Raw genomic sequence first — 24,057 nt, forward strand, 5'->3', positions numbered from 1 at the left:
TGTGCGGGAGGGAGGGCCGGAGAGGAGCCAGTGGCGAGGGACTACGGGGAAGGGGCCGTCAGCGGTGGGGAAGCGGCCGTTCTCCCCCTGGCCCGTGCCTGGGAGATCTGGCGGCCGATCCGCGGGGCGAGAACGGAGACCACCAGGAGGACTCCGGTCGCCACGGTCTGGGACTGGGCGGAGACGTTCAGCAGACTCATGACGTTCTGCATCGTGCCGAGCAGGAACACACCGGCGACGGCGCCGCCCAGCGTGCCCTTGCCGCCGTCGAAGTCGATGCCGCCGAGCAGCACCGCGGCGATCACGGACAGCTCCAGTCCGGTGGCGTTGTCGTAGCGGGCGCTGGCGTAGTGCAGCGTCCAGAAGACACCGGTGAGAGCGGAGATCACGCCCGTGGACACGAACATGGCCAGCTTGAGCCGCTTGACCCGGACACCGGCGAAGCGGGCGGCCTCCTCGGAGGCGCCGATGGCGAACAGCGACCGGCCCAAGCGCGTGGCGTGCAGCACGACGACGGCGATCGCCAGCAGGATGATGAAGGGGACGACGGCGTACGGGAGGAACGTGTCCCCGAACCGGCCGGCCCCGAAGTCCAGGTACTGAACGGGGAAGTCGGTCACGGAGTCGGAGCCGAGCACGATCTGCGCGATGCCCCGGTAGGCGCCGAGCGTGCCGATGGTGACGGCCAGCGAGGGCAGTCCGAGCCGGGTGACCAGCAGGCCGTTGACCAGGCCGCACACCACGCCGAGCAGAACGCAGATCGGGATGATCGTCTCGATCGCCATGCCGGCGTTCCACAGCGCGCCCATCACGGCGCTGGAGAGGCCGGCGGTGGAGGCCACCGAGAGGTCCACCTCGCCGGAGACCACGAGCATCGCCATCGGCAGCGCGATCAGGGCGATGGGCAGGGTGTTGCCGATGAGGAACGACACGTTCAGGGCGTTGCCGAAGTTCTCCACGAAGGAGAACGAACAGATCAGCAGGACGACCAGCAGAACGCCGACCGAGGTGTCCCAGCGCACCGCACCGCCGAGACGGGACAGCACGGGAGACTTGACGGTGGTGTCAGGCATGACGGGCACTCCTCGACTGTGCGGCCTTCTTGCGCAGGGCTCCGGAGACTCTGAGCGCCAGAATCCGGTCGACGGCGATGGCGAGCAGCAGCAGGAAGCCGTTGATGGCGGTGACCCAGACCGAACTCACGCCGAGGGCCGGGAGCACACCGTTGATGGAGGTCAGCAGTACGGCGCCGAGCGCGGCGCCGTACACGGTGCCCGATCCGCCGGTGAAGGCGACGCCGCCGACGACGACGGCGCTCACCACGATGAGTTCGTACCCGTTGCCGGTGTTGGAGTCGACGTTGCCGAACCTGGCGAGGTACAGGGCGCCGGCGAGTCCGGCGAGCGCCCCGCAGACCACGTAGGCCGTCATGATGCGGGCCCGGATCGGGACACCGGCGAGCCGGGCGGCCTCCGGGTTGGACCCCAGGGCGTACATGTCCCGTCCGCTGCGGTAGTTGCGGAGGTAGTAGGCCACGACGACCAGGACGGCCAGCGTGAGCAGTGCGAGGTAGGGCACCACCCAGATGCCGTCGCTGCCGAAGTCGACGAAGCCGTCGGGCAGGGCGCTCGCCGTGATCTGGCGGGAGCCGACCCAGATCGAGTCGATGCCGCGGATGATGTAGAGGGTGCCCAGGGTCACCACCAGTGCCGGCACCTTGCCCAGACTCACCAGTGCGCCGTTGACCACGCCGAAGAGTGCGCCGACCGCCACGGCCAGCAGGACGGCGACGAGCGGGTGGCCGCCGTCCTTGAGGCAGAGCCCCGCGGCGAAGGCGGAGATGCCCAGCACGGAGCCGACCGACAGGTCGACGTTGCGGGTGATCACCACCATCGCCTGGCCGATCGCGACCAGCACGAGGATGGTCGCGTTCAGCATCAGGTCCCTGATGCCCTGCTGTGAGAGGAACTCGGGGTTGGACAGCTGGGTCGCGCCGAGCATCACCACCAGCACGGCGATCACGGCCAGTTCGCGGGCCTTGAACATCTTGTCCATGAGCCGCCGCGCGGCGAAGGACTCCGGTGGGACCTCCTGCCGCACCGGCTCGACGGTCGTGGTCATGCCGCCTTCCTCCCTCGGTCGGTGCGGCCGGTCGCGGCTGCCATCACGGTCTCCTCGGTCGCTTCCGCCCGGGGGATCTCCGCGGTCAGCCGGCCCTCGTGCATCACCAGGACCCGGTCGGCCATCCCGAGGATCTCCGGCAGATCGGACGAGATCATCAGCACCGCCACCCCGTCGGCGGCGAGCGAGGACAGCAGACGGTGCACCTCCGCCTTCGTCCCCACGTCGATACCGCGGGTCGGCTCGTCCACGATCAGCACCTGGGGAGCCGTGGCGAGCCATTTGGCCAGTACGACCTTCTGCTGGTTGCCGCCCGAGAGCGTCCCCACGACGTCGGCCAGGCGCGCGTACTTCACCTGGAGCCTCGTCGCCCAGTCCACGGCGCGGCTGCGCTCGGCCCGCCGGTTCATCAGCCCGGCCCGGGAGGTGGCCGCGAAGCCGGTGAGCCCGATGTTCCGCTCGATGGACATGTCCATCACCAGGCCCTGGGCGCGGCGGTCCTCGGGCACCAGGGCGAGTCCGGCGGCCATGGCCAGGCTCGGAGCCCCCGGCGGGAGCCTCCGGCCGAGCACCTCGACCTCACCGCCGTCGAACCGGTCGACGCCGAAGACCGCGCGGGCCACTTCACTGCGACCCGCCCCGACCAGACCGGCGAGACCGAGGATCTCTCCGCGCCGGACGTCGAAGGAGACATCGGTGAAAACGCCTTCGCGCGTCAGCCGGCGCACGCTGAGGGCGACCTCGCCGATCCGGGTCTGCTGCTTGGGATAGAGCTCCTCCAGATCGCGGCCGACCATGCGGCGCACCAGGCCGTCCTCGTCGAGGTCGGAGAGGGGTTCACTGGCGATCCAGGCGCCATCCCGAAGGGTGGTGACCCGCTGGCACAGCTCGAAGATCTCCTCCAGGCGGTGCGAGATGAACAGCACCGCCGATCCCTGCTCGCGCAGTGTCTCGACCACGCCGAACAGCCGGGCCACCTCGCTGCCGGTGAGCGCCGCCGTCGGCTCGTCCATGATCAGGACGCGGGCGTCGAAGGACAGTGCCTTGGCGATCTCCACCAACTGCTGGTCGGCGATGGAGAGGCCGCGGGCCGGCTGGTCGGGGTCGAGGGCGACACCGAGGCGGGCGAAGAGTTCGGCCGCGGCCGCCTTGACCGTGCGGTGGTTCACCCTGCCCAGGGAGCGCCGGGGCTGTCGTCCGATGAAGATGTTCTCCGCGACGGACAGGTCGGGGAAGAGCGTCGGCTCCTGGTAGATGACGGCGATCCCCGCGTCGCGGGCGTCCGCCGGGCTGTGGAAGTCCACCGGCTCGCCGTCGAGGAGGACCGTTCCGGTGTCCGGACGGTGCACGCCTGCGAGAGATTTGATCAGGGTGGACTTGCCGGCGCCGTTCTCGCCCGCCAGGGCGTGGGCCTCGCCCGCGTACAGCCGCAGCGAGACGTCACGCAGGGCTCGGACGGCGCCGAAGGATTTACTCACTCCCTCCAGGGCGAGCACCGGAGTGGTCTCCGGTTCGGGATGAGTCATGAGTTCTCTCCAGTACGGGTGCCGAGCGGGAACCCCGCTGTGAAATGTTTCAAACGGGATTGCCGGGAAGCTAGCTTCGGCCCGTCCGGGGCGTCAAGGGTCCGGGTCCGTGCAATCCCGGCGCCTGTGGTGAGGGTGGCGGCGAGTGGCTGGGTCGAGCACTGCCGGGACCCTTGACGGGGGGTGTGTCACGGGTTAGTTTCGGCGCAGCCTGAATCGATTCACACGACAGGTCATTCAAGTGCTCCGCGACGGGGCAACTTGCGCATCCAGAGGTGGACATGCCTGACATCACTGCCGTGAGAGCCGCACTCGCCGACCAGCGGGTCGAGACGCCTTCGTGGGGCTACGGCAACTCCGGAACGCGTTTCAAGGTGTTCGCGCAGCCCGGCGTGCCGCGGACCCCGCGTGAAAAGCTGGACGACGCGGCCAAGGTGCACGAGTTCACCGGCGTCACTCCCCGGGTGGCGCTGCACATCCCCTGGGACAAGGTGGACGACTACGCGGCGCTGGCCGCGCACGCGAAGGACCGCGGCCTGGAACTGGGCGCCATCAACGCCAACGTCTTCCAGGACGACGACTACAAACTCGGCAGTGTCTGCCATCCGGACGCCGCGGTGCGGCGCAAGGCGCTCGCGCACCTCATGGAGTGCGTCGACATCATGGACGCCACCGGCTCCCGCGACCTGAAGCTGTGGTTCGCCGACGGCACCAACTACCCCGGCCAGGACGACATCACGGCCCGTCAGGACCGGCTCGCCGAGTCGCTCCGGGCCGTCTACGAGCGCCTGGGCGAGGACCAGCGGATGCTCCTGGAGTACAAGTTCTTCGAGCCCGCGTTCTACACGACCGACGTTCCCGACTGGGGCACGGCCTACGCGCACTGCCTGAAGCTCGGTGAGAAGGCACAGGTCGTCGTGGACACCGGCCATCACGCCCCCGGCACCAACATCGAGTTCATCGTCGCCGTCCTGCTCCGCGAGGGGAAGCTCGGCGGCTTCGACTTCAACTCCCGCTTCTACGCCGACGACGACCTGATGGTCGGCGCCGCCGATCCCTTCCAGCTCTTCCGGATCCTCCGCGAGGTCATCAAGAACGGCGGCCTCGACCCCGCCGCCGGCGTGGCCTTCATGCTCGACCAGTGCCACAACATCGAGGCGAAGATCCCGGCGATCATCCGTTCGGTGATGAACGTCCAGGAAGCCACCGCCAAGGCACTGCTGGTCGATGACGAGGCACTGGCCGCGGCCCAGGCGGAGGGCGACGTCCTGGCGGCCAACGCCGTCCTGATGGACGCGTACAACACCGACGTCCGGCCGCTGCTGGCGGAGATCCGCGAGGAGAAGGGCCTGAACCCCGACCCGATCGCCGCCTACCGCGCCAGCGGCTGGCAGGAGCGGATCGTCGCCGACCGCGTGGGCGGCGAACAGGCCGGCTGGGGCGCGTAACCGCCGCTGCGGGGCGCCGCGCGCCCCGGGGCCCGCCCCTGGGCATCCTCCGTCGTCAACTCATCCCGAAGGAAAGATCATCATGGCCTCCGCCATTCATCCCGAAGTCGCAGGGCTCCTGGCGCGCTCGCACCGGCTGGGCTCGGACCCGCGCAACACCAACTACGCGGGCGGGAACACCTCCGCCAAGGGCACCGCCACCGACCCCGTCACCGGTGGCGAGCTGGAGCTGCTGTGGGTCAAGGGCTCCGGCGGCGACCTGGGCACGCTGAAGGCCGAGGGACTGGCCGCGCTGCGCCTGGACCGGCTGCACGCCCTGAAGGGTGTCTACCCGGGCGTGGAGCGCGAGGACGAGATGGTCGCCGCGTTCGACTACTGCCTGCACGGCAAGGGCGGCGCCGCGCCGTCCATCGACACCGCCATGCACGGTCTGGTCGACGCGGCCCACGTGGACCACCTGCACCCCGACTCGGGTATCGCGCTGGCCTGCGCGGCCGACGGCGAGAAGTTGACCGCCGAGTGCTTCGGCGACAAGGTCGTGTGGGTGCCGTGGCGGCGGCCCGGATTCCAGCTCGGCCTGGACATCGCCGCGATCAAGGAGGCCAACCCGGAGGCCATCGGCTGCGTCCTCGGCGGCCACGGCGTCACCGCGTGGGGCGCCACCTCCGAGGAGTGCGAGTCCAACTCGCTGCACATCATCCGCACCGCCGAGGCGTTCCTCGCCGACAAGGGCCGCCCCGAACCGTTCGGCCCGGTGAGGAACGGCTACGAGCCGCTGCCCGACGCGGAGCGGCGCGCCCGTGCCGCCGCGCTCGCCCCGCACGTCCGCGCGATCGCCTCCGCCGACCTGCCGCAGGTCGGCCACTTCACGGACTCCGAGGCGGTGCTGGACTTCCTCTCCCGCACCGAGCACCCGCGTCTCGCGGCCCTGGGCACGTCGTGCCCCGACCACTTCCTGCGCACCAAGGTCCGACCACTGGTCCTGGACCTGCCTGCCGGAGCGCCGCTGGAGCAGGCGATCGCCCGGCTGACGGAGCTGCACACCGAGTACCGCGCCGAGTACCGGGCCTACTACGAACGGCACGCCGTCCCCGGCTCACCGGCCATGCGCGGCGCCGACCCCGCGATCGTCCTGGTGCCCGGAGTCGGCATGTTCTCCTTCGGCAAGGACAAGCAGACCGCCCGCGTCGCCGGTGAGTTCTACGTCAACGCGATCAACGTGATGCGCGGCGCCGAGGCCGTCTCCTCCTACAGTCCCATCGAGGAGTCCGAGAAGTTCCGTATCGAGTACTGGGACCTGGAGGAGGCCAAGCTGCGCCGGATGCCCGCGCCCAAGCCGCTGGCGACCAGGGTCGCGCTCGTCACGGGCGCCGGCTCCGGCATCGGCAAGGCCATCGCCCACCGGCTCGCCGCCGAGGGCGCCTGTGTCGTCGTCGCCGACCTCGACGCCACGGGGGCGGCGGCCGTCGCCGAGGAACTGGGCGGGCCGGACCGTGCCGTGGCCGTGACCGTGGACGTCACCAGCGAGGAGCAGATCGCCGCCGCGTTCGCCGAGGCCGTACTCGCCTTCGGAGGCGTCGACCTGGTCGTCAACAACGCCGGCATCTCCATCTCCAAGCCGCTGCTGGAGACGACGGCCGGGGACTGGGACCTCCAGCACGACATCATGGCCCGCGGCTCATTCCTGGTCTCCCGCGAGGCCGCCCGGGTGATGACCGCGCAGAAGCTCGGCGGCGACATCGTGTACATCGCCTCCAAGAACGGTGTCTTCGCGGGCCCCAACAACATCGCCTACGGGGCGACCAAGGCCGACCAGGCCCACCAGGTGCGGCTGCTGGCGGCCGAGCTCGGCGAGCACGGCATCCGCGTCAACGGCGTCAACCCCGACGGAGTCGTGCGCGGCTCCGGCATCTTCGCCGGCGGCTGGGGCGCCAAGCGGGCCGCCGTGTACGGCGTGGCGGAGGAGAAGCTGGGCGAGTTCTACGCCCAGCGCACGCTGCTCAAGCGCGAGGTGCTGCCCGAGCACGTGGCGAACGCGGTCTTCGCCCTCACCGGCGGCGACCTCACCCACACCACCGGCCTGCACATCCCGGTGGACGCGGGTGTCGCCGCGGCCTTCCTGCGCTGACCCACAAGCCCGCCCTGATGCCGGTGCGATGCCCGCGGCGGCATCAGGGCGGATCACGGGCGGCGGCCCGAAGCCGCAGCGGCGCGCGCCCTCGCGCGAGCCGCCCCCGCCGGCCGGAGCCGCCCCCGCCGGCCGGAGCCGCCCCCGCCGGCCGGAGCCGCCCCCGGCGGCCGCGCTTCCGTGCCCGTTCTGCTGCCCCCCCTCAACGCCCCCCCTCAACGCCCACCCCTCAACGCCCACCCCCAACACCCCATCTCAGCGCCCACCCCTCAACGTCTCACCACTCCTCGCCGCGCACAGCGGAGGTAACACCACGTGACCACCACCCCGGCCTCCTCGGCATTCCCCTCGGCGTTCGCCGCGGTCGACCTCGGGGCCACCAGCGGACGGGTGATCCTCGGCCGGGTAGGGCCGGACAACCTCGATCTGACCGAGGCCCACCGGTTCCCCAACACGCCCGTACGCCTGCCCGACGGACTGCACTGGAACCTGCTCGCGCTGTTCCAGGGAACCGTCGACGGACTCAGGGAGGCCGCCCGGGCCGGTTCGGTCGCCTCCATCGGCGTGGACACGTGGGCGGTCGACTACGGGCTCCTCGACGCCGACGGCGTACTCCTCGGCGCCCCGTACCACTACCGGGACAGCCGCACCGACGACGCCGCCCAGCGCGTCCGGCCGCGCGTCGGACCCGAGGAGCTGTACCGGATCACCGGGCTTCAGCACCTGCCGTTCAACACCGTCTTCCAGCTCGCCTCGGCGGCGGGCAGCAGCCAGTTGGAGGCTGCCCGCACCCTGCTGCTGATCCCCGACCTGCTGGTCCACTGGCTGACCGGAACCATCGGGGCGGAGGCGACCAACGCCTCCACCACGGGTCTCTTCGACGCCCGCTCGGGCGCCTGGTCCGGAGAACTCCTCGACCGGCTCTCCATCGACCCGGCTCTGCTGCCGCCCCTGCGCCGCCCCGGCGACCCGGCCGGCACCCTCCTGCCGCACGTCGCCGCCCACACCGGTCTCGACGCGAGCACCCCGGTCGTCACCGTCGCCTCGCACGACACCGCCTCCGCGGTCGCCGCCGTTCCGGCCAGCGAACCGCACTTCGCCTACATCTCGTGCGGTACCTGGTCCCTGGCCGGCCTCGAACTGGACGCCCCGGTGCTGACCGAGGCCTCCCGGGCCGCGAACTTCACCAACGAACTGGGCGTGGACGGCACCGTCCGCTACCTCCGCAACATCATGGGCATGTGGCTGCTCGAGGAGTGCCGCCGGACCTGGGAAGCGCAGGGTTCGCCCACACACATCCCCGTACTCCTCGCCGAGGCCGCCCGGTCCAAGGCGTTCGGCGCGATCATCGACCCGGACGACCCCGGTTTCCTCGCCCCGGGCGACATGCCGGAACGGATCCGTGAGTACTGCCGCCGTACGGACCAGCCGGTCCCCGGCAGCCGGGGTGCCGTCGTCCGCTGCATCCTGGAGAGCCTGGCGCTGGCCCACCGCCGCACCCTGCGGCAGGCGGCCGAACTCGCCGGCCGCGACATCACCCACATCCACCTCGTCGGCGGCGGCTCCCGCAACGACCTGCTCTGCCAACTCACCGCCGACGCCACCGGACTGCCCGTCATCGCCGGGCCCACCGAAGCCACCGCCCTCGGCAACATCCTCGTCCAGGCCCGAGCCGCGGGGCTGGTGGCCGACCTGGCGGCTATGCGCCGACTCGTCGCCTCGACCCAACATCTCCGGCGCTACACCCCACGCGGCGACAGCGCGGCCTGGGACGCGGCAGCCGCCAGGCTCACCCCTGCCCGAACGGAGCCCTGATGCGCGTAGCCCTCTTCGCCACCTGCGTCAACGACGCCCTCTACCCGTCCACGGCGATCGCCACCGTCAAGGTGCTCGAGCGCCTCGGGGTCGTGGTGGACTTCCCCGCCGCCCAGACCTGCTGCGGCCAGCCCCAGTACAACACCGGCTACCGGCGCGCGACCGAACCACTGGTGCGCCGCATGGCCCGGGCCTTCGAGGGCTACGACCACGTCGTCACCCCCTCCGGCTCCTGCGTCGCCATGGTCCGCGACAACTACCCCCGCATCGGCGCCAAGGCGGTGGCCGAGGGCCGGGGCGGGGAACTGGCCGACGCCGCCGCGTCCCTCGTGCCGCACGTCCACGAGCTGACCGAGTTCCTCGTGGACGTGCTCGGGGTGACGGACGTGGGCGCCTACTTCCCCCACACGGTCACCTACCACCCCTCGTGCCACGGGCTGCGCATGCTCGGCCTGCGCGACCGGCCCCGCCGGCTGCTGGAGGCGGTCAAGGGACTGGAACTCGTCGAACTGCCGGGCGCCGAGGAGTGCTGCGGCTTCGGCGGAACGTTCGCCGTGAAGAACGCCGACGTGTCCGAGGCGATGGGCGACGACAAGATCCGCAACGCCCTGTCCACAGGCGCCGACGTGCTGTGCGGCGCCGACAACTCGTGCCTCATGCACATCGGCGGCATGCTGCGCCGCCAGGACGCACCGCAGCGGGCAATGCACCTCGCGGAGATTCTCGCGAGCACGGAAGAGGAGCCGTTGCGATGAGTGGGACGTATCTGGGCATGCCGTCCTTCCCCGAGGCGGCACGGGACGCCGTACGGGACACGACACTGCGCGGCAACCTGCGGCACGCGACGCACACCATCCGCGCCAAGCGGGCGGCGGCGGTCGCGGAGCTGGACGACTGGGCGCAATTGCGCGAGGCCGGGAAGCGGATCAAGGACCACACGCTGCGCCATCTGGACCGGTACCTGGTGCGGGTGGAGGAGGCGGTCACGGCGGCCGGCGGGACCGTGCACTGGGCCGCCGACGCCGAGGAGGCCAACCGGATCGTCGCGGACCTGGTGAAGGCGACCGGAGAGACGGAGGTCGTCAAGGTCAAGTCGATGGCGACGCAGGAGATCGGTCTCAACGAGGCGCTGGAGGCGGAGGGCATCCGCGCCTACGAGACCGACCTCGCCGAGCTGATCGTGCAGTTGGGCAAGGACCGGCCCTCGCACATCCTGGTCCCGGCGATCCACCGCAACCGCGGCGAGATCCGGGACATCTTCCGCTCCGAGATGGGCGAGTGGGGCCGTCCGGCACCCGAGGGCCTCACCGACACGCCCGCCGAACTCGCCGAGGCGGCCCGGCTCCACCTGCGGGAGAAGTTCCTGCGCGCCAAGGTCGGCATCTCCGGCGCCAACTTCGTGGTCGCCGAGACCGGCACGCTCGTGGTCGTGGAATCCGAGGGCAACGGCCGGATGTGCCTGACCCTGCCCGAGACACTGATCTCCGTGGTCGGCATCGAGAAGGTGATCCCCACCTGGCGCGACCTCGAGGTCTTCCTCCAGCTCCTGCCCCGCTCGTCCACCGCCGAGCGGATGAATCCCTACACCACTATGTGGACCGGCACGACCGACGGCGACGGCCCCCGCGCCTTCCACCTGGTTCTGCTGGACAACGGCCGCACCGACACCCTCGCCGACGAGGTCGGCCGCCAGGCACTGCGCTGCATCCGCTGCTCGGCGTGCCTGAACGTCTGCCCGGTCTACGAACGGGCCGGCGGCCACGCCTACGGCTCCGCCTACCCCGGCCCCATCGGCGCCATCCTCACCCCCCAACTGCGGGGCACCGCCACGGAACTCGACGCGTCACTGCCGTACGCGTCGTCCCTGTGCGGCGCCTGTTACGAGGTGTGCCCGGTCGCCATCGACATCCCCGAAGTCCTGGTCCACCTGCGGGAGAAGGTCGCCGACCAGGGCGGCAAAGGGCACCGCCTGGAGGGGGTCGCGATGCGGACGGCGACCTGGCTGCTCGACCACCCGGCCGCCCTCAACGCCGGTGAACGACTCGCCTCCAGGACACGGAAGCTGCATCCCAAACGGCTTCCCGTTCCCGGTGCGCGTGAGTGGACCAACAGCCGCGACCTGCCGGACATGCCCGCCGAACCTTTCCGTGACTGGTGGAAGAAGAACCACGCATGACGTCTCCGTCCTCCTCCCGCGACCGTGTCCTCGGCAGGGTGCGCAGGGCCCTCGCCGAAGCGCCCGAGGCCCCCGAGGTCATGCGCGACTATCTCGTGAGCCACACACCGGACGACCCCGCCACGGTGCTCGACCTCCTCCACGGGAACCTCGCCGACTACCGGGCCGGCGTACACCGCGGCACCCGGCAGGGACTTCCGTCACTCATCGGCCGGCTCCTCGCCGACCACGGCGCACGTTCCGTCGTCGTACCGCCGGGCCTGCCCGGCGCCTGGCTGGCCGACTCGGAGGCCCGGCAACGACACGACGACGTCCCGCTGACCCCGGCCGAGCTCGACTCCGCCGACGCCGTGGTCACCGGCTGCGCCCTCGCCGTCGCGGAGACCGGCACCGTCGTACTCGACGCCGGCCCGGGGCAGGGCCGACGTGCTCTCACCCTCATCCCCGACCTGCACATCTGCGTCGTCCACGTACCCGGTCAGGTGGTCGCCTCGCTCCCGCAGGCCCTGCCGCGTCTCGACCCGACCCGCCCGACCACGTGGATCTCCGGCCCGTCCGCGACGAGCGACATCGAACTCGACCGGGTGGAAGGCGTCCACGGGCCTCGGACCCTGGAGGTCGTCCTGGTGCTGGACTGACCTCGCGGTCGACGGGGCGGACGGACCGGCCCAGGGGCAGCCCGCTGCCTCGCGGGACGCTCTCCTGTCCCACGCGCGTCCAGGGCCTGTCTGACAATTCCCGTCTGCCTCGCGACGCCATGCACGCACTCTCGCCGCACCGGGCGCAGAGCCAAGTACATCCAGTACGAGGCTCTACGCCCGGCACTCCCCCAGCCTCCGGCCGGGGGGACCCCCAGAGCACGCACCTGACGCCGCGAGGCCGCCCTTCGGGCGACGACGCGAATTGTCAGACAGGCCCTGGGTGCCGCTCCCGATCGATCAGCACTCCTGCCTGCGGCTACGGCATGCGGGAGCGTGCTTTGGCGCCCGGACAGTCAGGGGTCAACGCGAGACATGGAACTCGTTCCCGCCGGCGTCGAGGAACTCGCCGGGTTCCCGGACGCCATGGGTGACCTCCAGACGCAGCCTGTTCCGCCCCGCCTTCGGCGCCGCGGGCGGACCCATCACCAGCGAGACCGTGCTGGTGGGCCCCCGGCGCAGCCGGACGCCCCACTTGTGGGACTCGACCGCGTGCCAGTCGGCCTCGGACTGCCAGAAGGCCACCTGCGCGCAGCGGTTCTCCTCGGCGACGTCGAGGCAGATCGCGACGAGTCCGGAGTCGGCGAGCACGCCGGGATGGCCGGGACGCAGCACGCAGAACTCGTTGCCCTCCGGATCGGCGAGTACGTCCCAGGGAACGTCCCCCTGGCCGATGTCGGCCCGCGTCGCACCGAGTGTGAGCAGGCGCGCCACCTCGGCCCGCCAGTCCGGCCCCCCGGCCAGGTCGAGGTGGAGTCGGTTCTTGTGCGCCGCCTTCGGCTTCGCGGTCGGCACGAACCGCAGTCGCAGACCGCCCGTCCGGCCCCGCGTCGCGTCCAGCCAGAAGCGGTCCATGCGCGCGACGTCCAGCGCGTCGATCACGATCCCGGTCAGCATCCCGTTACCCCCAAGCCGTCGAACCCTTCGCCTGCTCATTGTCCGCTGTCGCTAGTCGGCCGTCGTCACCGGTGGCGCTTCGGGTATCGGCGGTGCCATCACGAAGGTCTTCGTCGCCCGCGGAGCCCGGGTCGTGGTCGTCGACCTTCAGGACGAGGCCGGACAGTCGCCGACACCGCGGTGGCCACCGCCGTCGAGCGCTCCGGTTCCCTCGACGTGCTGGTGAACAACGCGAGTGTGTCGCGGCAGAAGCCGTTCGAGGAGCAGACGGACGACGACTGGGACCTCGCGATGAACCCTGTCATGGCCGACGGCGGCTCAGCGAACAAATAGTCGGTTGCCTTTCGGTGATGGCGGCGGATGCAATGTCCGGGATGGTCAAAGCCGCAACCCAACCCTCACACGGGAGACGCCACCACGTGAATGCGCCACCATCGTCACCTGCGGCGGAGCGGACCGATCGATCCCCCGTCCTGATCGGCGCTCTCGTTCCGCTGTCCCGCCCCGGCTGGGCCGAGGCAGGCCGACACCTGCTCGCCGGACTCGAGTTGGCCGTTCGCGAAGTCAATGACGCCGGCGGCATCGTCGGAAGACCACTCGAACTGCTGGTCCGGGACACCGCGGCCGATCCTGGGAGGGCCGCGGCGGCCGTCGACGAATTGGCCGGCCTGGGCGTGGCTGCCCTGGCGGGGGAGTATCACAGCGTCGTGGCCCGCGCCGCCGCCGCCAGGGCCGACGCCCTCGGCTTGCCGTTCCTCTGCTCGTCAGCGGTTCTCGACGCGCTCACCGACCAGCCGACGGAATGGGTCGCGCGCCTCGCCCCGGCGCAGTCCCACGGCTGGCGGGTCTACGCGGACTTCCTCCTCGACGCGGGCCACAGCCGAATCGCCGTAGCAGCCGAGCCGAGTGTCTACTGGGCGTCCGGCGCCCGCGTTCTGCGGGACTGCCTCGCACCACGCGGCGGCACCGTCGTCGAACTCGACATGCGCGCACTCGACCCCACGGCCGTGTGCGACGAACTCGTCGCCGAGCGCGCGACGGCCCTCGTTCTTCTGGTCGGCCACCCGGAGCCGGCAGTGCCGATCGTCAAGTCCGTCCGCCGCGACCAGCGCCTCGCCGGGATCATGATCGGTGCTCCGGCCGGACAACCGGAGTTCGCCGAATGGGCGGCGTTGCTGGGCGACGACAGCGTCGCGGTCCCGTTCCTGCGCTACCTGCCCGAGCACCTCGGCCCACTCGGCGCACGAGTGGAGACGGCCCTCCGCGAGCGGCTGGGCGAAGCGCCCTCCTTCGTCGCCTTCGAGGGGTACGACACGGTCGCCGTCCTCGCCGATGTGCTGCGTGCTCACGGCCTGGAACGGGCGCGCACCGCCGGATCCTGGCCGAGCGTCGCGGTGGAAGGCACCCGCGGGCAGATCCGGTTCTCCCGTACGCCGGGCATCAGCGTATGGCAATGGGCTTGGGCACCAGTCCAAGTCGTCGACCGGGACCCGGCGGAACCCGGCCGCTTTCGGATCCTTCGCGGCGGCTGAGAGCGCGGAGGTCCGTGCCGAGAGCCGGAGCGGCTGGGCCACCCGCACCGACCCGTGAGAGCGCCCTCGTGACCACTCCCGTCCCCGCCCACACGACTGCCGACTCCGGCATACCCGATCCCGCCCCGGCGCGGCGCCGTATCCCGCGCGTCCTGGTCGCCTCTCAGGTCCTCAGCGGTGCCGGCCTCGCCGCCGGTGCCCTGCTCGCCCAGGACCTGCTCGGCTCCACCACCCTCGCCGGGCTGCCCAGTGCCCTGTCCACCGCCGGGTCCGCCCTGGCCGCCCCCGTCCTCTGGCTGCGCCCCGGCCCGCTGCTCCTGGCCCGCACCGGCGCAGCGGCACGGGAGAACAACACGGCCGGCCCGCCGACAACCCAGGGGCAAACCGCCGGGAAAGCGCCCGGGGCGGTCGTCCTGGGTGCCCTGGTGATGGTACTGACTCAGCTCGTCATGGTCGCGATCATGACGATGACGCCCGTCCACATGCTCGACCACGGCCACTCCACGGCCACCTCCGGCCTCGTCGCCGCCGCCACCGCCTACCGGCGATGAATCCCACGGACCCCGTCGCCCCCGCACCGGACAGCCACTGGACCCGACGAGCCTTGGCGCAGACGGGCAGCCGCCGCGAGGGCGTCGGGGTCAGCCCTCCGGACGCAGCAGGCCGCGTCGGTAGGCGGGCACGAGGTGTTGCGGCACTCGGTAGGTCACACCGTCGACCGTGACGGGCACCAGGTTCGGTGTGCTCGCCTTCCACTGGGCGCGGCGGTGACGGGTGTTGCTGCGGGACATCTTGCGCTTGGGCACGGCCATGTGGTTGTTCCCTCTCGGTCAGGACCGTCGTACGACACCATGTGTGCCGCCGACCGGCAGGGGCCAGCATACGACAACGATTTTCATGTGCGACACGTGTCCTCGGCCTGCGGCAGTCGAGGCCATCGGGCCGGTTGCCAGATCCGGGCGAGCGTCGAGGGGGTGAGGAGGCGCTCGGGTCGCCCCTGGTCCACCAGGCGCCCCTCGCTCAGCAGGAGGCAGGCGTCGGCCGAGCGGGCGGCGTCCAGGTCGTGTGTCGCATGGACGACGGTCACGCCGTCGTCCACCAGCTCCGTCAGCAGCGCCGCTATGCGCTCCCTGGCCTCGGGGTCGAGTGCCGTGGTCGGCTCGTCCAGTAGCAGCAGGTCCGACTCCTGGGCGAGCCCTTGGGCGATCAGGGCGCGCTGCCGCTGTCCGCCGGACAGCTCCCCGAGTTGGCGTGACGCGAGGTCGGCAATGTCCAGGCGTTCCAGGGCCGAGTCCACCGCGGCTCGGTCCCGGCGGGTGAGTCGGCGCCAGGGACCGCGTTCGCCCCAGCGTCCCATCTCCACGGTCTGCCGGACCGTCAAAGGCAGTGCGTCGCCGACGGCGCCGCGCTGCGGGACGAAGGCCGGTGGCCGGCCGCCGGCGTGGTGGAGTTCGCCCCCTGTGGGCCGGATCACGCCGGCCAGCACGCCGAGCAGGGTGGACTTGCCGCTGCCGTTCGGGCCGACGAGTGCGGTGGTCGTCAATGGCCTTATGTCCGCGCTGAGTTGATGGAGCACGGGGCGGCCCGAATAGCCCGCGGACAGCTCCGTGAACCGGATGCGAAACGTCGAGTCGTCGACGGCGGGGGGTGAGGGGAGTTTGTTGAACATGATTGTCATTGTAGTGTGCTCCCATGGAGTGGTTGACAGGTCCTTTTGAGGTGACCTTCGTGCAACGGGCCTTGTGGGGCGGGGTCCTGGTGTCGGCGATCTGCGCCCTGGCGGGGACCTGGGTGGTGCTCAGAGGCATGGCCTTCCTCGGTGACGCCATGTCCCACGGGCTGCTCCCCGGCGTCGCGCTCGCCGCGCTTTTGGGAGGAAACCTTCTGGTGGGGGCGTTGCTGAGCGCGGCCGTCATGACGGCCGGTGTCACCGTCCTCGGCCGCAGACCCCGGCTGTCCGAGGACACCGGGATCGGTCTGCTGTTCGTGGGAATGCTGTCGCTCGGCGTCATCATCGTGTCCCGGTCGCAGTCGTTCACGGTGGACCTGACCGGGTTCCTCTTCGGTGACGTCCTCGCCGTCCGAGAGCACGACCTGGCGCTGCTGGGAGGGGCTCTGCTGCTGGCGCTGGGCGTCTCGGTCCTCGGTCACCGGGCCTTCCTCGCCCTGGCGTTCGATCCGCGCAAGGCCCAGACGCTCGGTCTGCGTCCGCGCCTGGCACACGCCGTGCTGCTGGGATTGCTGGCGCTGGCCATCGTCGCCTCGTTCCACATCGTGGGGACGCTGCTGGTCCTGGGGCTTCTCATCGCTCCGCCGGCGGCCGCGCTGCCGTGGGCGCGCGGTGTGCGGGGCGTGATGGTGCTCGCGGCGCTGCTCGGCATGTCCGCCACGTTCGGTGGCCTGCTGTTGTCCTGGCACCTGAGCACCGCGGCCGGCGCGACGGTCTCAGCCCTCGCGGTGGGCCTGTTCTTCCTCTCCCACCTGGCATCCGGCATCCGCGACCGCCGCCGCGCCCGCCCGGCCGGCCTCCACCCGGCGGCAAACCGACTGAGAAAGACCTGATGAGGCGATGTCCTTGTTCGTCCGACAGAACGTCACTTCCTGGAGAGCGACCGTGTTCGTGTCCCTCGCGCTGCTGGCCACGAGCTGTGCCGGGCAGGACGACAGCGCGTCCGCCGACAAGGGGAGTTCCCCGGCCTCCGCCACGGCGCACGGCTACGTCGAGGGAGCGCAGGAGGCGGCCGAGCAACAGTCCCGGCTGCTGCTCAACGACCCGGAGACCGGTGACACCCGCGTACTCGACCTGATCACCGGAAAGGTCCACGAGGTGTCCCCGACCAGTGGTACCTCGAACCTCACCACGGACGGCCGGTTCGGTTACCTCCATACCGCACGCGGTACGCGTGTCCTCGACGGAGGCGCCTGGATGGTGGACCACGGCGACCACGTGCACTACTACCGCGCCGCGATACGCGACGCGGGCCGCTTGCCCGCGGGCACCGGTGCGCGCGTCCGCAGCGACGCCGCCGTGACCGCCGTGACCGGCGAGGACGGCCGGGCCGCGATCTACCACCGGGCCGAACTGGAGAAGGGCGAGGTGGGCAGCCCCCGCCGGCTGCCCGGGGAACCCGCAAGCGCTGTCGTGCCGTATGCGGAGCACCTCCTCACGCTCACGGACGACGAGGACGGCTCCACGAAGGTCGTGGTGTACGACCGCGAGGGCAAGCGCGTCGCCTCGCCGGACGCGGAGTGCGAGGACCCCCGGGGCGATGCCGTCACCCGGCGCGGGGTGGTGTTCGGATGCGCGGACGGAGCACTGCTGATCCGTGACGACGACGGCGGCTTCGCGGCCGAAAGGATTCCGTACGGTGCCGATGTCCCCGCGGGAGAACGGGCGTTGCACTTCAGCCACCGCGCGGGGAGCGACACCCTCACGGCGCCGGCCGGGGACCGTGCGGTGTGGGTGCTGGACGTCACCGAGCGCACCTGGACGCGGGTGAAGACCGGCCCCGTCGTCTCCGTCAACACCGCGGGGGAGGGCTCACCGCTGCTCGTCCTCCAGGGCGACGGAGCCCTGCACGGCTACGACCCCACCACCGGCAAGCAGGTGTCCCGGACCGAGCGCCTGCTGACCGACGTCCCCGAGGCCCGCGCCGGCGACACCGCAGCCCCTGCCATCGAGGTCGACCGCGGCCGGGCCTACCTCAACGACCCCGCGGGCAGCCGCGTCCACGAGATCGACTACAACGACAACCTGCGCGTCGCTCGCACCCTCGGCCTCGACATGAAGCCGGTCCTGATGGTGGAGACCGGACGATGACGACACCGAAGCGAACCGTTCTGCGGCTGCGTCGCCTGCTGCTGACCCTGGTCACCCTCCTCTTCGCGGCCACGGCCACCGCCTGTACCGGCGGCGACGACCGGCCCACGGTCGTGGTGACGACCAACATCCTCGGTGACATCACCCAGGAGATCGTCGGCGACGAAGCCGAGACCGTCGTGCTGATGAAACCGAACGCCGACCCGCACTCCTTCGGGCTGTCGGCCGTGCAGGCCGCCGAACTGGAGCGCGCCGACCTCGTCGTCCACAACGGCCTGGGCCTGGAGGAGAACGTACTGCGGCACGTGGACGCCGCCCGCGAGTCCGGGGTGGCCGCCTTCGAGGTCGGCAAGGCAGTGGACCCTCTCACCTTCCGGCTCCACGCCGACGGGGGCCCCGAGGAGGAGGCAGGGCAGCCCGACCCGCACTTCTGGACCGACCCGGACCGCGTACGCAAGGCCGCGGCCCTGATCGCCGAGCAGGTCGTCGAGCACGTCGACGGCGTGGACGAGAAGGCGGTCCGGGACAACGCCGCCCGCTACGACGAGCAGCTGGCCGACCTCACCACCTGGATGGAGGAGTCCTTCGACCGCATACCCGAGGAGCAGCGGGCGTTGGTCACCAACCACCACGTCTTCGGCTACCTCGCGGAACGCTTCGGCTTCCGGGTGATCGGCGCGGTGATCCCCAGCGGCACCACCTTGGCCTCGCCAAGCTCCTCCGACCTGCGCTCGCTCACCGAGGCCATGCGGGAGGCCGGAGTCCGGACGGTGTTCGCCGACTCCTCCCAGCCCAAGCGACTGGCCGAGGTCCTGCGCACGGAACTGGGCGGCGGGGTCCGCGTCGTGGAGCTCTACTCCGAGTCGCTGACCGAGAAGGGCAAGGGTGCCGGCACCTACCTGCAGATGATGCGCGCCAACACCGCCGCGATGACCGACGGCCTCGCCGGGGACTGAACCCGCACCACCGCGCCGGCACGACCGGCCGCCACCGACAGACACACCGGCGCCGCCCTCGTGCGGCCGGAAAGGAACACACACAGTGAGCAAGTCGATACGCAACAGAGCCCTCACCGGAACCGCCCTCGCCCTCGCCGTCTCCACGGTTCTGACCGCGTGCGGGGGAGGGGGCGATGCCTCGTCCGACGCGAAGACGGGGAAGGACTCGCCAAGTGCCAAGTCCGCCACGGCGGTCAAGAACCCGCTGGTCGCGACCTTCGACGGCGGCCTGTACATCCTGGACGGTGAGAGTCTCAAGCCGGCCAGGACGATCGAGCTGCCCGGATTCAACCGCGTCAACCCGGCAGGCGACGATTCCCACGTCATCGTCTCCACCGACGCCGGCTTCCGGGTCCTCGACGCCGCCGAGCAGACCCTCACCGACATCACCTACGAGGGTGCCAAGCCCGGGCACGTCGTGCGGCACGCGGGCAGGACGGTCCTGTTCACCGACGGCACCGGTGAGGTCAACGTCTTCGATCCCGCCGACCTGAGCAAGGGCACCAAGCCCGAAGGCCGCGCCTACACCTCCGCCGAACCGCACCACGGTGTCGCGATCGAACTGAGCGACGGCGAACTCCTCAGCACCCTCGGCACCGAGGAGAAGCGCACCGGCGCACTTGTCCTGGACAAGGACAACAAGGAGATCAGGCGCAACGAGAACTGCCCCGGCGTCCACGGCGAAGCCGCCGCCCAGGGCGAGGCCGTCGCCGTCGGCTGCGAGGACGGCGTCCTGATCTACAAGGACGGCGAGTTCACCAAGGTCGACGCCCCCGACGAGTACGGCCGTATCGGCAACCAGGCCGGCAGCGACGCGTCGCCGATCATCCTGGGCGACTACAAGACCGATCCGGACGCCGAACTGGAGCGACCGACCCGCATCTCCCTCATCGACACCGGATCCGCGAAGCTGCGCCTGGTCGACCTGGGCACCAGCTACTCGTTCCGCTCGCTCGGCCGGGGGCCCCACGGCGAGGCACTCGTCCTCGGCACCAACGGCACGCTTCACGTCATCGACCCGGAGACGGGCAAGGTCGAGAAGAAGATCCCCGTAGTGGACAAGTGGCAGGAGCCGCTGGACTGGCAGCAGGCCCGGCCCACCCTCTTCGTCCGCGACCACACCGCGTACGTCTCCGAACCGGGTAAGCGGAAGCTGCACGCCGTCGACATCGAGGCCGGCGAGAAGATCACGTCGGTGACGCTGCCGAAGAGTACGAACGAACTGTCCGGCGTTGCCGCCGGCCACTGACGTCCGGCCCACCCAGGCGCAACACGAGGCACGTGCCTGGGTGGGCGGGCCGGCACACCGCCGGGCGGGCACGAGTTCCACGGCGAGTCTGCGAGGGGTTCGGTCATTGCAACGAATGGCAACAAAGTTCGTTGCGTTAAGTTTAGGACATTGCAACGATTTAACGGCCTCTGCCTGCGAGGATAACGCTTAAGCGCAAAAAGTTGGTTGCCTACGCCATGAACGCAACGTAGCGTTTCTGACGTAGGAAACAACGGGGCGACGGTCGCACGGATCGGGAAGTGCGCGTCTCGTCGGTGAGCCGGCAGGGGGGCGGGTCATGGAGACAGCGCAGAGTCGGCAGCGGGCGGCACCCGGGGCCTTCACTTCTTTCGCCCGTTTCGTGGTCTGCGGCGGCGGAGTGGGGATCGCCTCCAGTTTCGCCGTGGCGGTCATCGCCCTCTGGATCCCCTGGATGCTGGCCAACGCCCTGATCACCGCGGGCTCCACCCTGCTCGCGACCGAGCTGCACGCCCGCTTCACCTTCGGCGCGGGCGGGCACGCGACCTGGCGCCAGCATGCGCAGTCGGCCGGGTCCGCGGCGGCCGCGTACGCGGTGACCTGCGCGGCGATGTTCGCCCTGCATCAGCTGGTGGCGGCGCCCGGTGCGGTGCTCGAGCAGGTCGCCTACCTGTCCGCCTCCGCACTCGCCGGTGTCGCGCGGTTCGCGGTGCTGCGCCTCGTCGTCTTCGCACGGAATCGCTCGCGGGTCGCGGCCACCGTCCCCACCGCCCGCCCCGTGCACGCGACCGTGGCCCGCGACTCCGCCCCGGCCGCCCCCGCGGTGCTCTGCCACGCCGCCTGACCGCTCCGTTGGGCGGCGTACCGCGCATGCCGCGGCCGGAGAACACGGCGACCGGCTGTCCGTCGAGATCCTCGACCTCACTCGTCCGGCCGACGTCGACCGGGTGATCGGCAGGGCACCCGCGTCCGGGCGGATGGACGTCGTCGTCAGCAACGCCGGATACGCGGTCGTGGGCAGAAACCGAGGGCAGTCCGCACGGCACTCACCGAACGTCTCACCGTGCTCGACGCTCAGAAGGAACTCGCTGAATCTGTCGCCGCCACCCACTGATCCGCCTGCCGACTGACCGGCCAGCGGTTCACTCCCGTGTCGTTTTATGGTGACCTAATGCGACTTGCCCCCAGATGGGTCCTGCTCTCGTCAGGGTGTGCGCCCGTCCTGCTGATCGGAGGCTGGACGGGCGCGGCACTGTTCGAAGGGCCTGCCTACGACCCCGTCACTGAAACGATCAGCGCCCTGGGGGCCTACGGGGCTTCCGGATTCTGGGTGATGACGGCGGCGTTCCTGGCTTTGGGCGCCTGCCACCTGCTGACCGCTTGGGGACTGCGGACAGCTGCCACCGCCGGACGCGTGGCGTTGGGCGGCGGCGGTCTCGCGGCGCTGGCGGTGGCACTGCTTCCGGCGCCGACCAGCGGGGGCTCACTGCGTCACGGAGCGGTGGTGGCCGTCGGATTCACACTCCTGGCAGTGTGGCCGGTGCTGGCAGCCAAGGGTGGCGCAGCCGCTCCCTGGGCTCTGAGGCTTGCGCCCTCGATCGTGGTGACCGTCCTGATGGCCGCCGGTGGAGCATGGTTCCTGATCGAGATGCACCGACACGGTAACGCCGGCGTCGCGGAACGCGTCGTGACGTTTGTCCAGTCGGTGTGGCCCTTCGTGGTCGCCGCCTCCTGCCCTCACCGGTCCGAGGTACCGGCCGAGCGGACTGCCGGCCCTGGATAGGAGGTCCGGTGCCGGGCGCTCAGGGCCTACGCCAGGTCGGACAGCCGGTTGAGGCGATCGCGGTGGGCGGACGCCAGCTGGGTACGTTCCGCGGCGAGGTTCTCCTCCAGGTGGCTCACCCGGGCCGTGCCCGGGATCGGGAGGATGACGGGCGAGTGGCCGAGGAGCCAGGCGAGCGCGACCTGCGTGGGAGTGACGCCGAGTTCGTCCGCCACAGCGGCGACCTCGGCCCTCGCTCCGGAATCTCCCCAGGCGACAGGACGCCACGGCAGGAACGCGATCCCCGCGGACTCACAGGCGGCGAGTACCGGTTCATGCTCGCGGTCGAGCACGTTGTAGCGGTTCTGTACGCTCGCGACATCGACGATCTGCCGTGCCTGGTCGAGTTCGTCCACGGTGACCTCGGACAGCCCGATCCGGCCGATCTTGCCCTCGGCTCGCAGGTCCCGCAGCGTGCCAAGCTGATCGGCGAGCGGCGTCTCCGGGTCGATCCGGTGCAGCTGGAGCAGCTCGATCCGCTCGACGCGCAGCCGGCGCAACGCCCGTTCGACCTGATCGCGCAGAACAGCCGGCTGCCCATCGAGCTTCCACTCGCCTGAAGGGCCCGATCGGACAAGGCCGACCTTGGTGGTGATCAGCAGCCCATCCGGGTAGGGGTGCAGGGCCTCAACCAGCAGTTCCTCGTTGGCACCCCCGCCATACATAAAGGCGGTGTCGATCAGAGTGACGCCCAGCTCAACGGCCCTTCGGGCCACCGCGAGAGAGTTCTCGCGGGCTGAGCCCGGCTCCGTTGGCAAGTGCATGGCCCCGAACCCGAGTCGCCGTACTTCCAGGTCCCCGCCGATACGGAACGTAGTCGATGTCACGTGTTGTCCTCCCCCGGGGTCAAGAGGCAAAGCTAGCATCGCAGTTGGCCGGCCATGATCGACGAAGTCGTCCGCATCGCCCCCGTCCCATAACCTTGTGTGTGGAGGCGTCAGATGCCATGTGGATCGACACTCAGGAGGCGATGGTGCTCGGAAGGGGCACGTGGTTGCTCGCAGGCGCCATGGCCGTGGTCTGCCTGCTGCTCGTCGGCCCCAGTGCACCGGGCGGTTCCCTCTTCGTGAGGTCACTGCCGGTCGATGCCGTCGGGGATGTCGTACCGAACCGGGTCATGACGTGGAACATCTGCAACCCCTGCGAGGTGAGCAACGTCGACCGGGCGGCGGAGATCGCGACATACGCGCCCCAGGTCATCGGCCTGCAGGAAGCGTGCGTGCGTGATGTCGAGAGGATCCGGGATTATCTGGAGAGCCTTTACGGGCTGGTCTACCACGTCGAGTACGGGATGGTCCTTCAACACCGGGGCCGCTGCGGGGGAGTGCCGTGGAATCCGGGGGGCTTCGGCCAGGCGGTACTCTCGGCAGCACCGATGACCGACCGCGTCCACGTGGAATACCCCGACGGTGGTTCCGAAGACCGTGGGTACATGGCGGTCACCACCCTGGTGGGCGGCCACCCCGTCCGGGTCTTCAACACGCACCTCGCCCAGCGGCGTCAGGAAGCAGTCCGAGCAGACCAGGCCGGCGTACTCGCCGCTGAGGTCGCTCGGCACGACCGCGCGGTCGTTCTCGGCGACCTCAACGCCGTGCCGGACGCTCCCGAACTCGCCCGGATGTGGGCCCTGGCCGCGGATACAGACCCCCAGTGCCGTCCCTCGCCCGCCGGCTCCTGCAAGCCGACCACCGACTGGCACAGCAAGTTCGACTACGTCTTCCTGCGAGGCCTCACCCCGCTCGAACACCGCGTGCGACCCACTCCGTACTCGGACCACCACCTGCTGCACACCGACGTGGACCCGACCTGAGTGCCAGTCCCATCGGC

At 70.7% G+C, this 24,057-nt stretch carries 24 protein-coding genes; 17 read left to right on the forward strand and 7 right to left on the reverse strand.

Translation table 11 applies throughout. From position 1 onward, the window contains the following. Positions 1-41: 41 nt before the first annotated feature. Genes ACFW48_RS33985 through ACFW48_RS33995 form a run of 3 tightly spaced genes read right to left on the reverse strand, consistent with a single transcriptional unit; the run spans position 42 to position 3,647 of the window. Positions 42-1,073: an ABC transporter permease gene (locus ACFW48_RS33985; protein WP_386321785.1), complete on the reverse strand. Its 1,032-nt coding sequence runs from the start codon at positions 1,071-1,073 to the stop codon at positions 42-44. Beyond that, a complete protein-coding gene (locus tag ACFW48_RS33990) occupies positions 1,066-2,121 on the reverse strand; it encodes an ABC transporter permease (protein WP_386321787.1) in 1,056 nt (351 codons plus the stop codon). The genes ACFW48_RS33985 and ACFW48_RS33990 overlap by 8 nt, the downstream gene beginning before the upstream one ends. Beyond that, on the reverse strand, positions 2,118-3,647 hold the full coding sequence (locus ACFW48_RS33995; RefSeq protein WP_386321789.1) for a sugar ABC transporter ATP-binding protein: 1,530 nt from the start codon (positions 3,645-3,647) through the stop codon (positions 2,118-2,120). The genes ACFW48_RS33990 and ACFW48_RS33995 overlap by 4 nt, the downstream gene beginning before the upstream one ends. A 281-nt stretch (positions 3,648-3,928) precedes the next feature. Here ACFW48_RS33995 and rhaI point away from each other — a divergent pair, with 281 nt between their 5' ends. The 6 genes from rhaI to ACFW48_RS34025 all read left to right on the forward strand — a co-directional run bounded on the left by rhaI (position 3,929) and on the right by ACFW48_RS34025 (position 11,852). Next, positions 3,929-5,095: an L-rhamnose isomerase gene (gene rhaI / locus ACFW48_RS34000; protein ID WP_386321791.1), complete on the forward strand. Its 1,167-nt coding sequence runs from the start codon at positions 3,929-3,931 to the stop codon at positions 5,093-5,095. Between the two features lie 82 nt (positions 5,096-5,177). After that, the gene (locus ACFW48_RS34005) at positions 5,178-7,223 is read left to right on the forward strand and encodes a bifunctional aldolase/short-chain dehydrogenase (RefSeq protein WP_386321793.1); all 2,046 of its coding nucleotides are present in this window, start codon (positions 5,178-5,180) and stop codon (positions 7,221-7,223) included. A 315-nt stretch (positions 7,224-7,538) separates the two neighbouring features. Further along, the gene (locus ACFW48_RS34010) at positions 7,539-9,038 is read left to right on the forward strand and encodes a rhamnulokinase family protein (RefSeq protein WP_386321795.1); all 1,500 of its coding nucleotides are present in this window, start codon (positions 7,539-7,541) and stop codon (positions 9,036-9,038) included. Further along, positions 9,038-9,793 (forward strand): (Fe-S)-binding protein, encoded by a 756-nt coding sequence (locus ACFW48_RS34015; RefSeq protein WP_386321797.1) that lies wholly within the window; start codon positions 9,038-9,040, stop codon positions 9,791-9,793. The genes ACFW48_RS34010 and ACFW48_RS34015 overlap by 1 nt, the downstream gene beginning before the upstream one ends. Next, positions 9,790-11,214 (forward strand): LutB/LldF family L-lactate oxidation iron-sulfur protein, encoded by a 1,425-nt coding sequence (locus tag ACFW48_RS34020; protein ID WP_386321799.1) that lies wholly within the window; start codon positions 9,790-9,792, stop codon positions 11,212-11,214. The genes ACFW48_RS34015 and ACFW48_RS34020 overlap by 4 nt, the downstream gene beginning before the upstream one ends. Beyond that, on the forward strand, positions 11,211-11,852 hold the full coding sequence (locus ACFW48_RS34025; RefSeq protein WP_386321801.1) for a lactate utilization protein C: 642 nt from the start codon (positions 11,211-11,213) through the stop codon (positions 11,850-11,852). The genes ACFW48_RS34020 and ACFW48_RS34025 overlap by 4 nt, the downstream gene beginning before the upstream one ends. Before the next feature lie 363 nt (positions 11,853-12,215). On the opposite strand, the gene ACFW48_RS34030 is transcribed toward ACFW48_RS34025, so the two are convergent. Continuing rightward, the gene (locus ACFW48_RS34030) at positions 12,216-12,809 is read right to left on the reverse strand and encodes a VOC family protein (protein WP_386321803.1); all 594 of its coding nucleotides are present in this window, start codon (positions 12,807-12,809) and stop codon (positions 12,216-12,218) included. Positions 12,810-12,906: 97 nt separating this feature from the next. On the opposite strand from ACFW48_RS34030, the gene ACFW48_RS34035 reads away from it, so the two are divergent. From ACFW48_RS34035 to ACFW48_RS34050, 4 genes are all read left to right on the forward strand, one after another. Next, positions 12,907-13,035 (forward strand): hypothetical protein, encoded by a 129-nt coding sequence (locus tag ACFW48_RS34035; protein ID WP_386321918.1) that lies wholly within the window; start codon positions 12,907-12,909, stop codon positions 13,033-13,035. Next, positions 12,990-13,142 (forward strand): SDR family NAD(P)-dependent oxidoreductase, encoded by a 153-nt coding sequence (locus ACFW48_RS34040; protein WP_386321805.1) that lies wholly within the window; start codon positions 12,990-12,992, stop codon positions 13,140-13,142. The genes ACFW48_RS34035 and ACFW48_RS34040 overlap by 46 nt, the downstream gene beginning before the upstream one ends. Before the next feature lie 86 nt (positions 13,143-13,228). Further along, on the forward strand, positions 13,229-14,341 hold the full coding sequence (locus ACFW48_RS34045) for an ABC transporter substrate-binding protein (RefSeq protein ID WP_386321807.1): 1,113 nt from the start codon (positions 13,229-13,231) through the stop codon (positions 14,339-14,341). Between the two features lie 68 nt (positions 14,342-14,409). After that, positions 14,410-14,892: a hypothetical protein gene (locus ACFW48_RS34050; RefSeq protein WP_386321808.1), complete on the forward strand. Its 483-nt coding sequence runs from the start codon at positions 14,410-14,412 to the stop codon at positions 14,890-14,892. Positions 14,893-14,982: 90 nt separating this feature from the next. On the opposite strand, the gene rpmF is transcribed toward ACFW48_RS34050, so the two are convergent. Both rpmF and aztA read right to left on the reverse strand, forming a co-directional pair. After that, positions 14,983-15,153, reverse strand: coding sequence for a 50S ribosomal protein L32 (rpmF, locus tag ACFW48_RS34055; protein ID WP_320783408.1), 171 nt, complete (start codon positions 15,151-15,153; stop codon positions 14,983-14,985). Between the two features lie 83 nt (positions 15,154-15,236). Next, positions 15,237-16,019, reverse strand: coding sequence for a zinc ABC transporter ATP-binding protein AztA (gene aztA / locus ACFW48_RS34060; RefSeq protein WP_386321810.1), 783 nt, complete (start codon positions 16,017-16,019; stop codon positions 15,237-15,239). A gap of 14 nt (positions 16,020-16,033) precedes the next feature. Between aztA and aztB the strand changes: the two genes are divergently transcribed. The 6 genes from aztB (at position 16,034) to ACFW48_RS34090 (ending at position 22,191) form a co-directional block, all read left to right on the forward strand. After that, positions 16,034-16,903: a zinc ABC transporter permease AztB gene (gene aztB, locus ACFW48_RS34065; protein ID WP_386321812.1), complete on the forward strand. Its 870-nt coding sequence runs from the start codon at positions 16,034-16,036 to the stop codon at positions 16,901-16,903. Positions 16,904-16,910: 7 nt separating this feature from the next. Beyond that, positions 16,911-18,161, forward strand: coding sequence for a hypothetical protein (locus tag ACFW48_RS34070; RefSeq protein WP_386321814.1), 1,251 nt, complete (start codon positions 16,911-16,913; stop codon positions 18,159-18,161). Beyond that, the gene (gene aztC, locus ACFW48_RS34075) at positions 18,158-19,117 is read left to right on the forward strand and encodes a zinc ABC transporter substrate-binding protein AztC (RefSeq protein WP_386321816.1); all 960 of its coding nucleotides are present in this window, start codon (positions 18,158-18,160) and stop codon (positions 19,115-19,117) included. The genes ACFW48_RS34070 and aztC overlap by 4 nt, the downstream gene beginning before the upstream one ends. An 85-nt stretch (positions 19,118-19,202) precedes the next feature. After that, the gene (gene aztD, locus ACFW48_RS34080; RefSeq protein ID WP_386321818.1) at positions 19,203-20,408 is read left to right on the forward strand and encodes a zinc metallochaperone AztD; all 1,206 of its coding nucleotides are present in this window, start codon (positions 19,203-19,205) and stop codon (positions 20,406-20,408) included. Between the two features lie 319 nt (positions 20,409-20,727). Continuing rightward, the gene (locus ACFW48_RS34085) at positions 20,728-21,252 is read left to right on the forward strand and encodes a GtrA family protein (protein ID WP_386321820.1); all 525 of its coding nucleotides are present in this window, start codon (positions 20,728-20,730) and stop codon (positions 21,250-21,252) included. Positions 21,253-21,579: 327 nt separating this feature from the next. Beyond that, on the forward strand, positions 21,580-22,191 hold the full coding sequence (locus ACFW48_RS34090; protein ID WP_386321822.1) for a DUF998 domain-containing protein: 612 nt from the start codon (positions 21,580-21,582) through the stop codon (positions 22,189-22,191). A gap of 26 nt (positions 22,192-22,217) precedes the next feature. On the opposite strand, the gene ACFW48_RS34095 is transcribed toward ACFW48_RS34090, so the two are convergent. After that, entirely contained in the window at positions 22,218-23,096 is an 879-nt protein-coding gene (locus ACFW48_RS34095; RefSeq protein WP_386321824.1) for an aldo/keto reductase, read from the reverse strand. Positions 23,097-23,176: 80 nt separating this feature from the next. Between ACFW48_RS34095 and ACFW48_RS34100 the strand changes: the two genes are divergently transcribed. Continuing rightward, positions 23,177-24,040, forward strand: coding sequence for an endonuclease/exonuclease/phosphatase family protein (locus ACFW48_RS34100; RefSeq protein ID WP_386321826.1), 864 nt, complete (start codon positions 23,177-23,179; stop codon positions 24,038-24,040). Positions 24,041-24,057: the final 17 nt, after the last annotated feature.

It is taken from the genome of Streptomyces sp. NPDC058812 (genome assembly GCF_042744565.1).
GTDB classification, from domain to species: Bacteria; Actinomycetota; Actinomycetes; order Streptomycetales; family Streptomycetaceae; genus Streptomyces; species Streptomyces thinghirensis.

Bases quoted from the DNA above. Each gene is read 5' to 3' on its own strand.
- ACFW48_RS33985 (WP_386321785.1), bottom strand. From the start codon at position 1,073: ATGCCTGACACCACCGTCAAGTCTCCCGTGCTGTCCCGTCTCGGCGGT.
- ACFW48_RS33990 (WP_386321787.1), bottom strand. From the start codon at position 2,121: ATGACCACGACCGTCGAGCCGGTGCGGCAGGAGGTCCCACCGGAGTCC.
- ACFW48_RS33995 (WP_386321789.1), bottom strand. From the start codon at position 3,647: ATGACTCATCCCGAACCGGAGACCACTCCGGTGCTCGCCCTGGAGGGA.
- rhaI (WP_386321791.1), top strand. From the start codon at position 3,929: ATGCCTGACATCACTGCCGTGAGAGCCGCACTCGCCGACCAGCGGGTC.
- ACFW48_RS34005 (WP_386321793.1), top strand. From the start codon at position 5,178: ATGGCCTCCGCCATTCATCCCGAAGTCGCAGGGCTCCTGGCGCGCTCG.
- ACFW48_RS34015 (WP_386321797.1), top strand. From the start codon at position 9,038: ATGCGCGTAGCCCTCTTCGCCACCTGCGTCAACGACGCCCTCTACCCG.
- ACFW48_RS34020 (WP_386321799.1), top strand. From the start codon at position 9,790: ATGAGTGGGACGTATCTGGGCATGCCGTCCTTCCCCGAGGCGGCACGG.
- ACFW48_RS34025 (WP_386321801.1), top strand. From the start codon at position 11,211: ATGACGTCTCCGTCCTCCTCCCGCGACCGTGTCCTCGGCAGGGTGCGC.
- ACFW48_RS34030 (WP_386321803.1), bottom strand. From the start codon at position 12,809: ATGCTGACCGGGATCGTGATCGACGCGCTGGACGTCGCGCGCATGGAC.
- rpmF (WP_320783408.1), bottom strand. From the start codon at position 15,153: ATGGCCGTGCCCAAGCGCAAGATGTCCCGCAGCAACACCCGTCACCGC.
- aztA (WP_386321810.1), bottom strand. From the start codon at position 16,019: ATGACAATCATGTTCAACAAACTCCCCTCACCCCCCGCCGTCGACGAC.
- aztB (WP_386321812.1), top strand. From the start codon at position 16,034: ATGGAGTGGTTGACAGGTCCTTTTGAGGTGACCTTCGTGCAACGGGCC.
- ACFW48_RS34070 (WP_386321814.1), top strand. From the start codon at position 16,911: ATGTCCTTGTTCGTCCGACAGAACGTCACTTCCTGGAGAGCGACCGTG.
- aztC (WP_386321816.1), top strand. From the start codon at position 18,158: ATGACGACACCGAAGCGAACCGTTCTGCGGCTGCGTCGCCTGCTGCTG.
- ACFW48_RS34085 (WP_386321820.1), top strand. From the start codon at position 20,728: ATGGAGACAGCGCAGAGTCGGCAGCGGGCGGCACCCGGGGCCTTCACT.
- ACFW48_RS34090 (WP_386321822.1), top strand. From the start codon at position 21,580: ATGCGACTTGCCCCCAGATGGGTCCTGCTCTCGTCAGGGTGTGCGCCC.
- ACFW48_RS34095 (WP_386321824.1), bottom strand. From the start codon at position 23,096: ATGCTAGCTTTGCCTCTTGACCCCGGGGGAGGACAACACGTGACATCG.
- ACFW48_RS34100 (WP_386321826.1), top strand. From the start codon at position 23,177: ATGTGGATCGACACTCAGGAGGCGATGGTGCTCGGAAGGGGCACGTGG.